Here is a 12,052-nt window from a genome sequence, read left to right on the forward strand (position 1 = left end):
TTTCAATACATTTTTACAAAATCATTGCGGACAGTGGGTTGCAAAAACAGCGTATTAAAAGGGTCTGGATACCAGAAAAGTAAGCAATATCTGAATTTACTAGCATGCTTAACTAGCCGATGTTTGTAAGGTATTACATTATCATAAACATTAGAGAATAGTCATTAAATGATTTGACAGCTATCACTTTAGTTGCTAATTTCAGATGAGTGTTCAGTTGTACGTTAAGTATATATTGACCTAATTATTTATAACCACTAATAATGGTGTATTTAACTTACCTGTCAAATACTATAAAAACATAAGTTAAATTAATGAACTTATGACTACTATCAAAAGGAATTGATAATGAAATTAGCACCCATTTTTCCGATAAGTGTGCTAGCCGCGATGAGCCTTTTAGGTTGTTCAAACCAATCTAGTAATGGTGCGACTTCTTCAGAAGAGACCACTGTTTTACGTTTCTCACATTTCTATCCTGCAACATCTGATATTAATAAAGAGATTTTTGAACCTTGGGCAAAGAAAGTCGAAGCTGATTCGGGCGGGCGTCTTAAAGTTGAGGTATATCCTTCGGCCACTATTAGTAAAGCGGATACAGCTTATGAGTCTGCTGTAAAAGGAACCATTGATATTGGCTCACAAGTACAAGGTTATACAAGTGGTCGATTCCCACTATCTCAGATTGCAGAGCTTCCAGGGTTATCTAACTCATCAACACAAACAGGCTGTATGCTGCAAACCTTGTATGACAATGGTACGATTGCTGAAGAGTATAAAGATTCACACTTGCTCTTTATGTTTGCCACAGGACCCGGAACCTTGCACAGTACTAACAAATTGATCAGAACTCCTGAGGATATGAGAGGTATGCGTATTCGTCGGCCTTCAGCAGTTGCAGGTGATATTATCGAGAGTATGGGAGCTTCTCCTGTGGGGCTACCTGCCAATGATATATATACTTCTTTACAGCGTGGTGTAGTTGATGGATTAAGCTTTCCATGGGAAGCTATGGAGACTTTCAAACTAAATGAGTTGACGAAGTATCATACTAATATGCCATTTTATAGTTCTGCTTTAATGGTAACTATGAATAAAGATAAGTATGAAGGTCTGCCAGAGGACTTGAAACAAGTTATTGATGACAATTCAGGTATGGCGCTTAGCAAGAAAGTAGGGGCCATGTGGGATAAGACTTATTCAACGCAGCTACAAGCAGCTATCGATCAGGGAGACGAAGTTATCGATATCCTAGATCCACTCAATGACCCAGATTGGAAAGGTCCACTTGAAAAAGGTACAAAGAAATATCTTGATGATGTGGAGTCTTTAGGACTAGATGCTTACGGGGTCTATGATAAGGCTAAAGAAGCTAGCGTAGTCTGTAAGGTGTAATCTTATAAAAATTTTAGCTAAAATATAGCTAAACTGAAAAAGCCTCAACTTTAAGCTGAGGCTTTTTTTGTTTTTCTGATTATAACTATTTCAAGATTTACTTACCTAGGACAAGCTGTCCACCAGAAAAGCTAATACACCCCTCACAAAACCAAGAATTAAATCTCCTTGCATAAGGTACATCTGCTGGGACATCTAATTGATAGGGACGACCACAGTACTCACAGTGTACGTCATCTAAATAAACCTGACATTTTGCAAGTGTAGCAAATAAAACATCAGTCTCCGTGTTGTGGTCATAACAAAGCAGTTCTAAATGCGCTATATAATCACTGGGCGACGCATAGGACCAATACTCATAGCACAGACGCTTTGCTGTATCCTCCAGAGCTGAATCAAAGACGAAGTTCATGCTCATAATACCCTCCTTAGTATCCATAACCAGTTTGAGGTAGAAGCTCGTAGAGCTCACTCTGTAGCTGACTACACATATCATCAAAGACATAGTCGAGATTAGTTTCTAAGCGCTTCTGTACCCATATGCGCAGCGCCGTATGATTATCAAAGCAACTATCAATACTTAGGAACCTAGCCAAACCAGTACCTGACTGAATACAGAGCTCACAAATGAGGTAGTTAGCAATATTATCTGCGCCATTACTGACATAGCCACTAGATTTAAACGTCGCATGCAATTTATCGTAATCAATCATTTTCATTGTGACGTCTCCTTGTCAGTAGATACCTGAGCAATCTGACTGCGATTGACCAATGCTTCAAATGCACTACCATCTTGCCTAGTCATGTTCGGTACGTAGCGACTATAAGTATTAAACAGCATCTTAGTCGTAGCGTGCCCCATTTGACTGGCAATCCACTCAGGACTTTCGCCAGCAGCTAACCATAGCGTTGCTGCGGTATGACGAGTCTGATAAGCATTACGCTTTTTGAGACCCAAAATCTTAAGAGTAGGGTGCCAAACACGTTTATTTACGTTGTTATAATCAAGTGGTTCACCTGTATGTGCGCAAAACACATAATCAGATCGCTTATAAGTGATGGTCTGCTGTTCCTTCAGAGCATCGTAGACCCAAGGTGACATTTGAATCGCACGGTAAGACTCTTGAGTCTTAGGAGGAACAATTTTGCCTTTGACATAAGCTTGTTTGATCACAATCTCACGTCGATTAAAGTCAATGTTCTCCCAAGTCAATCCATCAATTTCACTCGTACGCATACCTGTGAAAAAACGTACCAGATAATAATTGCGATAGTCTGCTCTCACCCCATTAATAAACGTCCAAACCTCACTTAGTGTGAATGGTTGGATATCCGTTTTGGGCTGTTTGAGCGCATTGATATCGTAATAAGGATTATCAAATTTATAGCGTTTAGCTGCTTCTTTTAGTATCATACCCAAAGGTACCATGATCGAATTGATGCGTGCCGCTGACAGATGTTTGTTAGCTTTTCCGTAAGTCACTTTGGCGAGGGATGAACGGAAGGCTAATACATCTGTCTTTTTTATGAGATGAATGGGCTTAGTCCCAAACTTAGCAATCAAGTACATATCAATAATCTCCTTTATTTTACGCTTGTAAGTATCACGCCATTCAATTTCTTTTTCAGAAAACCATAATTTTGCAAACTGTTCAAAAGAAGGCGTATCGGTACTAATGCATTCCTTTCGGTCGTTTAACGCTACCATCTGTGCCGCTTTATCACTTTTTGGAAAGTACTTAGCGTAGTTGAACAGTCCTAAGATGATTTCTGCTTCCATCTTCTCAATCACTTTTTCAAGCTTCTTGCGATTCGCTGGTGTGTCTGTCAGGTTTGTCGTCTCCCGACAGCGTATACCCATATAGTAAAAATCTACAACAAGCTTGCCGTATCTACTTCTGATACTAGCCATTCTATTTCTCCTTATTGAAGTGCCATGGCATTGACGCTACCGGCGATACCAGTGCGCATATCCTTTTCAATTTCTTCCCAAATGTACAAAATCTTACGACCACCAAATGGACGTATGTAATGAATACCCTCGATAAGCACACTATCCTTGAGCTCATTACGGATAGTACGAGGGTTGTATTTGATGAGCTCAGAAAGCTCTTGGGTAGTTAGGTAGGTATGTGACATAATATGTTCCTTATATAAAGTTTAACCATAATGGTACTTTTAAATACCATAGTTGTAATTTACCATAAATTTATAACTATGCAAGTACTTTTTATAATTATAATTGGAGTTTATAGAATGATAGTTAACCATCTCCCAACTTTGTTAGCTGAAAGAAGGCTAAAAGTAGCGGATGCCGTACGAGCAACAGGGGTAAGCAAGACGACATTACATAAGATATATAATGATCAATCATCTAGAATTGATTTTGATACTATAGATAAGCTTTGTGAGTATTTAGAAGTAGAGGTAGGGGATATTTTTGAATATGTAAAAGAGGATAAAGAGAAAAATACTCAGAAATAGGTTTTAGCTTACAGTTTAAAGTAGAGGTCAAAAAGAGAGTTTTAATTTTAATGGTTTTTAAGGGTCGGTCACGTTTTGGTCACCATTTGGTCACCGTCACTTTTTTAAATGATTTAAATCTGATTGTATAATCATGGCTATGAGTCGATATAAGCAAGTATTTTCCGCTACAGCCCATATTTCACGGACAAAAAAAAACCCCAATCTTAAGATTGGGGCTTTTCGAATCTGGTAGGCGTAATCGGATTCGAACCAACGACCTCTACCATGTCAAGGTAGCGCTCTAACCAACTGAGCTATACGCCTATTTAGGTTGAGCATTTTAGCAAGTTTCTCAGACTTTGCAAGTCTTTTTTAGCATAAAACTCTTTTATTATCATAATATTTGGTATTCAGCATTATATTAGTGATTAAAAAGTGTTTTTGTATAATTTAACTAAATATTAAATTTAGTAAGTTTAGTTTTTATTGTTAATAAAAGTGGTGATGCTAATGATTAGACCCTTATAACTGGTATGATGTCTTTCTAAATAATGCGATCATCATGATGATAATGACTTAAAGTTAATCATGCTTAGTAAACGTTAAACAAATATTAAAAACAGTTGGAGAATAACATGGGTCTCTTGGTAGACGGGCAGTGGCAAGACAAGTGGTACGAGACAAAAGAGAGTGGCGGCCGCTTTCAGCGTGAGGATGCTGGTTTTAGAAACTGGGTAACGGTAGATGGTAGTGCAGGGCCAACAGGTATTGAGGGCTTTAAAGCCGAACCTGACCGCTATCATCTATACGTGTCGCTAGCCTGTCCTTGGGCACACCGTACCCTTATTTACCGCAAGCTTAAAGGCTTAGAAGACATCATTCCGATATCTGTGGTTCATCCTTTTATGGGAGAGCACGGCTGGACGTTTGCAGAGGGTGCAGGCGTCGTTGCTGACCCAGTTATCAATGCAGACTATGCCTATGAGCTGTATACCAAGGCCAAGCCAGACTATACAGGCCGTGTCACCGTACCTATCTTGTGGGATAAAAAAACAAACACAATCGTGAGTAATGAGTCATCTGAGATTATTCGCATGTTTAACTCTGCCTTTGATGAGGTTGGTGCGCTAGCAGGTGATTTTGTGCCAGCAGAGTTGTTACAAGAAATTGATGATATCAATACCTTTGTCTATTCAACTATCAACAATGGCGTATATAAAACAGGATTCTCTACCACGCAAGAGGCTTACGAAGAGGCCGTGATTGAGCTATTTGCGGCATTAGATACACTTGAGACGCGCTTAGCACATCAGCGTTATCTAACAGGTAGCACTATAACCGAGGCCGATTGGCGACTATTTACGACGTTGGTTCGTTTCGATGCTGTCTATGTTGGGCATTTCAAATGCAATCTGCGTCGTATCGTTGACTATCCAAATCTTTGGGGCTATCTGCGTGACTTATATCAGGTACCTGGCATTGAAGATACGGTAAATATGAATCATATCAAGCAGCATTATTACACCAGTCATGCCAATATCAATCCCACGCGTATTGTCCCTGTTGGCCCAGTGCTTGATTTTAATGAACCACATGATCGTGCACGTCTATAGTTCTATTCATCAAAAAATATTCAAAAAAAGCCCCAGCTACTTATTAGTAGCTGGGGTTTTTACATTATAAAAGGTAGTACAACTACTATTAGGCATTGTTTAGCTGGCGGGCCGCTTCTAGAGCAAAGTAGGTCAAGATACCATCAGCACCAGCACGGCGGAAGCCAATCAAAGATTCTAAAATCACTGCATCACTCAACCAGCCATTCTGAATAGCAGCCATATGCATGGCATATTCGCCAGATACTTGATACGCAAAGGTGGGTACGCCAAAGGTGTCTTTGACTTCACGAATCAAATCAAGATACGGCTGACCTGGTTTGATCATGACCATATCTGCGCCTTCGTTGATATCCATAGCCACTTCATGTAGCGCCTCAGCACGATTGCCAAAGTCCATCTGATACTGTTTCTTATGGCCACCTTTTAGGTTGCCAGCACTGCCGACGGCATCACGGAATGGGCCGTAGTAAGCAGAAGCATATTTGGCTGAGTAAGCCATGATAGCCGTATTCACAAAACCTTCTGCTTCAAACGCGTCACGCATGGCCTTGATACGGCCATCCATCATGTCACTAGGAGAGATGATATCTGCACCGGCGCGCGCATGTACCAACGCCTGCTTGACCAATACTTCGATGGTTGTATCATTGATGACGTAACCACTGTCATCAAGTAGACCATCTTGACCATGTGAGGTATAAGGGTCTAGCGCTACATCAGTCATAACGACCATCTCTGGCACAGCGTCTTTGACCGCTTTTATCGTACGTGCAGTCAGGGCGTTTTCGTCATAAGCGGCGCTACCGTCCGGTGTTTTCAAAGCGTTATCGATCACAGGGAAAAGGTCAATGGTTGTGACACCTTCTGCTAACAGCTCTTTGGCATAGTTGATTAGCAAATCAATCGATAAGCGTTCAACGCCCGGCATACTAGCGATGGTTTCGCGCTGGTTTTCGCCTTCTAATACAAAGACAGGGGCAATAAAGTGCTTAGGATGCAGCTCCACCTCACGAATCATTGAACGTACATTGTCGTTGTAGCGCAGACGACGTAAGCGAGTGGCAGGGTATTCACGGTTAAAGGTATAGCTCATAATAATTCCTTATGATTGTTTTAGGGCGTGTCCTCATTTTAAAAATGGTGATAAAAATGAGATAAATTGCAGTCAAACAAGGAAAATAGCTGGTTAATATCGGGATATTAACCAGCTATTTAACGATGTTTGGCAAAATTTAGCCATTTTTAGCCCGTTTAGATATGATCAATTGAATTGATGACACGCCCTAATAGTTATCATGTTACATGGTTAAAATAATATCGCTATAAGCGGTATTTTATAGAACTAGCTTATTAAAATCTGTGCTTTATAACTGGCCGTATACAAAGAGAGCCTACTATAACCAAAAGACATAAGTAAAAGCAAAAAGCCCCACCATGTTAAGTCGGTAGGGCTGATAGTACGTATCGACTGTCAATGTGATGATAGAGCTGCGTCATCAGATTAAGGCTGGGTCATTTAAGGCTCAATAATCTGGGTCACAGGAACTTGCTCAACACTATTATTATTGAAGCGAGTCTCTTCAGTGACCACGCCGACAGCGGCATCCTTCTTACCATCGTCATTCACATCGACGATAGCAGTCGGTTCAAAAGTAGTCGTTTCTACCGCTTGCGACTGCTTAATGGCGATAGCTTCTTGCGGCGTAGTCACACGCGCTGAACCAGCTGCTTTAATGGCGTTTGTCGCTTTGGTTTTTGCACTAGTAGCAGTTCCAGTGACAATTTGCGCCAAGTTGGTGTGCTGCGGTACAGGAATGACAGACGGTACATCAAGGTTCGCACCGCCACCAAGCGCTTGGTACAACTCAATCTGGCTAACGATTTTCTGTAGCTCTAAATCTAGGATACCTTGCTGAGTAGAGAATAGGGAACGCTGCGCGTCAAGTACGTCTAAGTAATTGTCCAGACCTGCTTTAAAGCGCGCATCTGCTATCTGATATGTCTGCTCAAAATTATCTTGCAGACGATACTGCGCCTCTAACTGCTCACCGAGCGTCGCACGTGTAGCAAGTACATCTGACACTTCGCGGAATGCCGTTTGAATAGAGCTCTCATAACTAGCAAGCGTTTGCTTACGTTCAATTTGAGCCACATCATAGTTGGCATCTAGACGGCCTGCATCAAAGATAGGGACGCTAATGCTAGGTCCAAACGACCAGCCAACGGCACCATTTTTGAACAAGTCATTTAGGCTGCCGCTACTAACGCCCACACTACTGGTCAAGCTAATAGATGGGAAGTAAGAGGCACGCGCCACTTCTATATTCGCACCAGCAGCTTTTAAGTTGTATTCTGCCTGTAGTACATCAGGGCGATAGCGCAGCAATTCACTTGGTAGACCAGCATTAAATATCTGCTGGCTAGTGATATTACTGACAGCAGGTGTTGGGATAAGCTCGTTTGGAATCGCGCCACCAACCAAGTACTGCAATGCATTGCGTGATTGAAGAACGCTGGTCTGTGCACGTAATACGGCAAGCTTGGCACTCTCTAATGAGGCAGCAGCCTGCAATGAAGGCAGTTTTGCGTCAATACCTGCTTCAAAACGTTTATCCGCGATAAATAGCGAGCGCTCACGACTCTCGACTGTAGCTTCAGCCAGTTTTAACTGCGCTAAGCTATAGCTTAGGTTGGCGTAGCTTTGGGCAATATTACTAATCAAGCTGATTTGGGTCGCATCTTTGGCTGCTGTGGTCGCCAAAAAGTTCTGCAATGCTTGATCTTTTAAGCTTGAAATTTTACCCCAAAAGTCAAGCTCATAATTGGCAAGACCCAAGTTGACACTGTAGCTACTACTCGCATTTCGATCAGTACGATTCTGTGCTGAACGAGTGTAACCAGCACTGCCATTGATAGCGGGCAAGTCATTAATATCGGTAATCTGATACTGTGCACGTGCTTTTTCAATAGCTAGGCGCGCACTCTCAAAGTCTTTGTTTTTTTCAAGACCGAGAGCAATCAGACCCTTTAGACGCTCATCGCTATAAAAATTCTGCCAGCGTTGACTGGCAATGCTTGCTTGGTCAGCACTACTGACAGTCTCTTTATCAAATGCACCATAAGATTGCTGCATAGGAATATTTGGCTCTGCTAGCACAGGACGCATATCCGCTTTTGGAATGGTGTTACAAGCGGCCATGCTGATTGCCAATGCAGTCAGCCCTAACAGGCGGCCACTGTTTTTGCGTAAACGAGATAGTGCTGGCTGCGCATCGATAGCTGTCATAGCTACCGATGACGAGTTGATGATAGATGTTTTTTGAGCACTCATTGTGTATTGTCTCCCAGACTTGCAGGCTGATAACTCTCAGAAGGTGTTGGGTTATGCGAGTTAGGCGTACCATTGCCACCATCTTTATCATTGGGTGTGTTGTTCTCATATTTATGCGGGAACGCACTACGCACCCAGATATAGAACATTGGGATAAAGAAGATACCTAAGAGGGTTGCTGTGATTACCCCACCAACAACACTAGTACCAATAGCATTTTGACTGCCTGAACCTGGCCCATTCGCCAAGAATAATGGCACAACACCCAAACCAAAGGCAAGTGAGGTCATGACAATCGGACGCAAACGTTGGCGTGCTGCGGTCATGACGGCCTCTCTGAGACTGTAACCTTCCTCTTGGTGTTCCTTCGCAAATTCAATAATCAAAATGGCGTTTTTGGCGGATAAACCAACGACAGTCAGTAGACCAACTTGCAGGTAGATATCATTGGCAAAACCACGTAGCCAGGTAAATATCACTGCACCCAATACGCCAAGTGGAATCACTAGTAACACAGAGAAGGGGATAGACCAGCTTTCGTACAAGGCTGCCAAACATAAGAAGACAACTAGGATTGAAAGCGCATAAAGCATTGGCGCTTGAGCCCCTGACTTTTGCTCTTCCAATGACATACCTGTCCACTCGTAACTGATACCCTCAGGTAGCTTGTCTATCATCGCTTCCATTGAGCTCATTGCTTCACCAGTACTTAGTCCTGGTGCGGCGCTACCTTGGATGTTCATGGACGGTAGGCTGTTGTAACGAGTAAGACGCGGTGAGCCTGACTGCCACTCACTACTAGAGAATGCATCAAACGAAATCATATCATTCATGTCATTTCGTACATACCATTTACCAATATCATCAGGGTTGGTACGGCTGCTGGCTTCACCTTGTACATAGACACGTTTGATACGGCCACGATCGATGAAGTCATTAACGTAGCTTGAGCCCCACGCTGTTGAGATAACGCTATTGATATTGCTTAGTGACAGGCCATAAGCCGCCGCTTGTTCTTGATTGATATTTACTTTAAGTTGTGGCGAGTCTTCTTGCCCGTTAGGACGTACGCCAGCTACTTGATCGTTCTGCGCGGCCATACCTAAGAGCATGTTTCGGGCTTCAAGTAGCCCGTCATGTCCGAGGTTACCACTGTCCTGAATCATTAAGTCAAAACCACTGGCATTACCAAGCTCGGTAATCGCGGGTGGGACGATGGCAAATACTTGTGCTTCGTTCAGCTGAGTAAAGAAGTACCCCATTGCTCGACCAGCGACAGCTTGAGCGGTGTTTTCATCGCCCGAGCGTTCCTCCCAGTCTGATAAGCGCACAAACGCCAGACCCATATTCTGACCTTGACCTGCAAAGCTGAAGCCTGCAATGGTAAAGACAGAGGCAATGTTATCGGTTTCTTGAGTGTCGTAATAGTTTCTGACTTTATCGAGCACTTCTTGCGTTTCATCTAATGTCGAACCAGCAGGAAGCTGAACCAAGGTAAACATAATACCCTGATCTTCTTCTGGTAAAAACGAGCCGGGAATACGTAAGAACACAACCGCCATGATACCGATGATGGCTGCATAGCCAATCATGTAAAGCCATTTAAAACGAATACTCTTGCCGACAAAGTTTTCATAAGAGCGGCTAAGTTTAAAGAAGCCACGGTTAAACCAACCAAAGAAACCCTTTTGCTTTTCAGTACTGCCTTTTTCGTGACTCTTACCGCGTTTGAGTAAAGTGACACATAGCGCAGGCGTAAAAATAAGCGCGACCATGGCTGACAGCACCATGCTGGTAATCAACGTGATGGAGAACTGGCGATAAATCACCCCTGTTGAGCCACCAAAGAACGCCATCGGTACGAATACTGCGGATAAGATAAGCGCAATACCAATAACGATTTTACTGATTTCACCCATCGACTGGATAGTTGCATCTTTGATAGAGATGTGAGGATCTTCTTCTAGTATTCGCTCGACGTTCTCTACCACGACGATCGCATCATCGACCAGCAGACCGATGGAGAGAACCATAGCAAACATGGTCAAGACGTTGATACTAAAGCCTGCAATATACAACACTGCAAAGGTACCCAAGAGTACGACAGGTACGGCAAGGGTCGGGATAATGGTGGCACGCCAGTTCTGTAAGAAAATGAACATAACGATAAATACCAACACAATCGCTTCAATGAGGGTCATAACGACTTGTTCAATAGACAAGCGTACAAATGGTGTGGTGTCATACGGAACGACTGAGGCTAGACCAATTGGGAAGTTTTTTTCCAGCTCAGCCATACGTGCGCCGACGGCTTCACGAGTCTCAAGGGCGTTTGCGCCACCAGCGAGTGAAATACCTAAACCGGCTGCTTCTTTACCATTGTATAAAGACACAACGCTATAGTTTTCACTGCCGATTTCGACATCTGCCACATCGCCTAAGCGTACTTGTGCGCCTGAGGTATCTGTTTTTAGTAGAATGTTTCGGAATTCTTCAGGCGTTTGAAGATAGCTTTGCACCGTGACCGTGGCATTGATAACCTGTTGGTCGGTATCAGCAGGTGCTTGACCTAACTGACCGGCAGATACTTGCGCGTTCTGCGCTCGTATCGCATTGACCACATCTGAAGGTATCATGTTGTAGCTACGTAGGCGTGAAGGGTCAAGCCATACACGCATCGCATAAGTAGAGCCAAAGACTTGAACTTCACCCACACCTTCGACACGACTGATCGAATCGACGACATTAGAGTTAATATAATCGGCAATATCTGCCCGATCCATGGTGCCATCTTCAGAAATAAATGCTTGCACCATCAAAAAGCTGCTAGACGATTTATTGACGTTGACACCTTGACGCTGAACAGACTCAGGCAAGGAGCTCATCGCTGCTTGCAGTTTGTTCTGTACTTGTACTTGAGCTGTGTCAGGATCTGTGCCGTTTTCAAAGGTAAGCGTCACTGAAGCACTACCATTTGACGAGCTCGATGACGACATATACATCAGACCATCGAGGCCTTTCATACGTTGCTCAATGATCTGTACGACTGAGTTTTCGACGGTTTGTGCATTAGCACCAGGATAGCTTGCACTGACCGAAATAGTCGGCGGTGCAATACGTGGATACTGTTCGATCGGTAGATTAATAACCGATATCACCCCGATGAGCATGACCAAAATAGCCATAACCCATGCAAAAATAGGGCGATTAATAAAAAAACGTGACATAGTATATCCCTAAGTCT

The 12,052-nt window shown here is 42.9% G+C and carries 10 protein-coding genes and 1 tRNA gene; 3 read left to right on the top strand and 8 right to left on the bottom strand.

Annotated features, from left to right (window positions below; genetic code table 11):
- The first annotated feature begins 348 nt into the window (after positions 1-348).
- Complete coding sequence (locus tag JMX07_RS10225; RefSeq protein ID WP_201607776.1) at positions 349-1,395, top strand: TRAP transporter substrate-binding protein; 1,047 nt, start codon at positions 349-351, stop codon at positions 1,393-1,395.
- A gap of 97 nt (positions 1,396-1,492) precedes the next feature.
- Here JMX07_RS10225 and JMX07_RS10230 read toward each other — a convergent pair whose 3' ends face one another.
- Genes JMX07_RS10230 through JMX07_RS10245 form a run of 4 tightly spaced genes read right to left on the bottom strand, consistent with a single transcriptional unit; the run spans position 1,493 to position 3,534 of the window.
- Positions 1,493-1,813 carry a hypothetical protein gene (locus JMX07_RS10230; protein WP_201607778.1) on the bottom strand — a complete coding sequence of 107 codons (321 nt, stop codon included), beginning with the start codon at positions 1,811-1,813 and terminating at the stop codon, positions 1,493-1,495.
- A 10-nt stretch (positions 1,814-1,823) separates the two neighbouring features.
- Complete coding sequence (locus JMX07_RS10235) at positions 1,824-2,114, bottom strand: hypothetical protein (protein WP_201607780.1); 291 nt, start codon at positions 2,112-2,114, stop codon at positions 1,824-1,826.
- The gene (locus JMX07_RS10240) at positions 2,111-3,307 is read right to left on the bottom strand and encodes an Arm DNA-binding domain-containing protein (protein WP_201607782.1); all 1,197 of its coding nucleotides are present in this window, start codon (positions 3,305-3,307) and stop codon (positions 2,111-2,113) included. The genes JMX07_RS10235 and JMX07_RS10240 overlap by 4 nt, the downstream gene beginning before the upstream one ends.
- An 11-nt stretch (positions 3,308-3,318) precedes the next feature.
- Positions 3,319-3,534, bottom strand: a complete 216-nt coding sequence (locus JMX07_RS10245) for a hypothetical protein (RefSeq protein ID WP_075107543.1) — start codon at positions 3,532-3,534, stop codon at positions 3,319-3,321.
- Positions 3,535-3,651: 117 nt separating this feature from the next.
- Between JMX07_RS10245 and JMX07_RS10250 the strand changes: the two genes are divergently transcribed.
- A complete protein-coding gene (locus JMX07_RS10250; protein ID WP_075107579.1) occupies positions 3,652-3,879 on the top strand; it encodes a helix-turn-helix domain-containing protein in 228 nt (75 codons plus the stop codon).
- 229 nt (positions 3,880-4,108) lie between these two features.
- Here JMX07_RS10250 and JMX07_RS10255 read toward each other — a convergent pair.
- Positions 4,109-4,185, bottom strand: a tRNA-Val gene (locus JMX07_RS10255).
- A 311-nt stretch (positions 4,186-4,496) separates the two neighbouring features.
- On the opposite strand from JMX07_RS10255, the gene JMX07_RS10260 reads away from it, so the two are divergent.
- Entirely contained in the window at positions 4,497-5,474 is a 978-nt protein-coding gene (locus tag JMX07_RS10260; protein WP_201607783.1) for a glutathione S-transferase family protein, read from the top strand.
- An 88-nt stretch (positions 5,475-5,562) separates the two neighbouring features.
- Here JMX07_RS10260 and hemB read toward each other — a convergent pair whose 3' ends face one another.
- The 3 genes from hemB to JMX07_RS10275 form a co-directional block, all read right to left on the bottom strand.
- On the bottom strand, positions 5,563-6,570 hold the full coding sequence (gene hemB, locus JMX07_RS10265; protein WP_201607784.1) for a porphobilinogen synthase: 1,008 nt from the start codon (positions 6,568-6,570) through the stop codon (positions 5,563-5,565).
- Positions 6,571-6,993: 423 nt separating this feature from the next.
- Positions 6,994-8,808, bottom strand: a complete 1,815-nt coding sequence (locus tag JMX07_RS10270; RefSeq protein WP_227684774.1) for an efflux transporter outer membrane subunit — start codon at positions 8,806-8,808, stop codon at positions 6,994-6,996.
- The gene (locus JMX07_RS10275; RefSeq protein ID WP_201607785.1) at positions 8,805-12,035 is read right to left on the bottom strand and encodes an efflux RND transporter permease subunit; all 3,231 of its coding nucleotides are present in this window, start codon (positions 12,033-12,035) and stop codon (positions 8,805-8,807) included. The genes JMX07_RS10270 and JMX07_RS10275 overlap by 4 nt, the downstream gene beginning before the upstream one ends.
- Between the last annotated feature and the right edge of the window lie 17 nt (positions 12,036-12,052).

The organism is Psychrobacter immobilis, from assembly GCF_904846235.1.
Classification (GTDB): domain Bacteria; phylum Pseudomonadota; class Gammaproteobacteria; order Pseudomonadales; family Moraxellaceae; genus Psychrobacter; species Psychrobacter immobilis_C.

Bases quoted from the DNA above. Each gene is read 5' to 3' on its own strand.
- JMX07_RS10240 (WP_201607782.1), bottom strand. From the start codon at position 3,307: ATGGCTAGTATCAGAAGTAGATACGGCAAGCTTGTTGTAGATTTTTAC.
- JMX07_RS10230 (WP_201607778.1), bottom strand. From the start codon at position 1,813: ATGAGCATGAACTTCGTCTTTGATTCAGCTCTGGAGGATACAGCAAAG.
- JMX07_RS10225 (WP_201607776.1), top strand. From the start codon at position 349: ATGAAATTAGCACCCATTTTTCCGATAAGTGTGCTAGCCGCGATGAGC.
- JMX07_RS10250 (WP_075107579.1), top strand. From the start codon at position 3,652: ATGATAGTTAACCATCTCCCAACTTTGTTAGCTGAAAGAAGGCTAAAA.
- JMX07_RS10275 (WP_201607785.1), bottom strand. From the start codon at position 12,035: ATGTCACGTTTTTTTATTAATCGCCCTATTTTTGCATGGGTTATGGCT.
- JMX07_RS10235 (WP_201607780.1), bottom strand. From the start codon at position 2,114: ATGAAAATGATTGATTACGATAAATTGCATGCGACGTTTAAATCTAGT.
- JMX07_RS10270 (WP_227684774.1), bottom strand. From the start codon at position 8,808: ATGAGTGCTCAAAAAACATCTATCATCAACTCGTCATCGGTAGCTATG.
- JMX07_RS10245 (WP_075107543.1), bottom strand. From the start codon at position 3,534: ATGTCACATACCTACCTAACTACCCAAGAGCTTTCTGAGCTCATCAAA.
- hemB (WP_201607784.1), bottom strand. From the start codon at position 6,570: ATGAGCTATACCTTTAACCGTGAATACCCTGCCACTCGCTTACGTCGT.
- JMX07_RS10260 (WP_201607783.1), top strand. From the start codon at position 4,497: ATGGGTCTCTTGGTAGACGGGCAGTGGCAAGACAAGTGGTACGAGACA.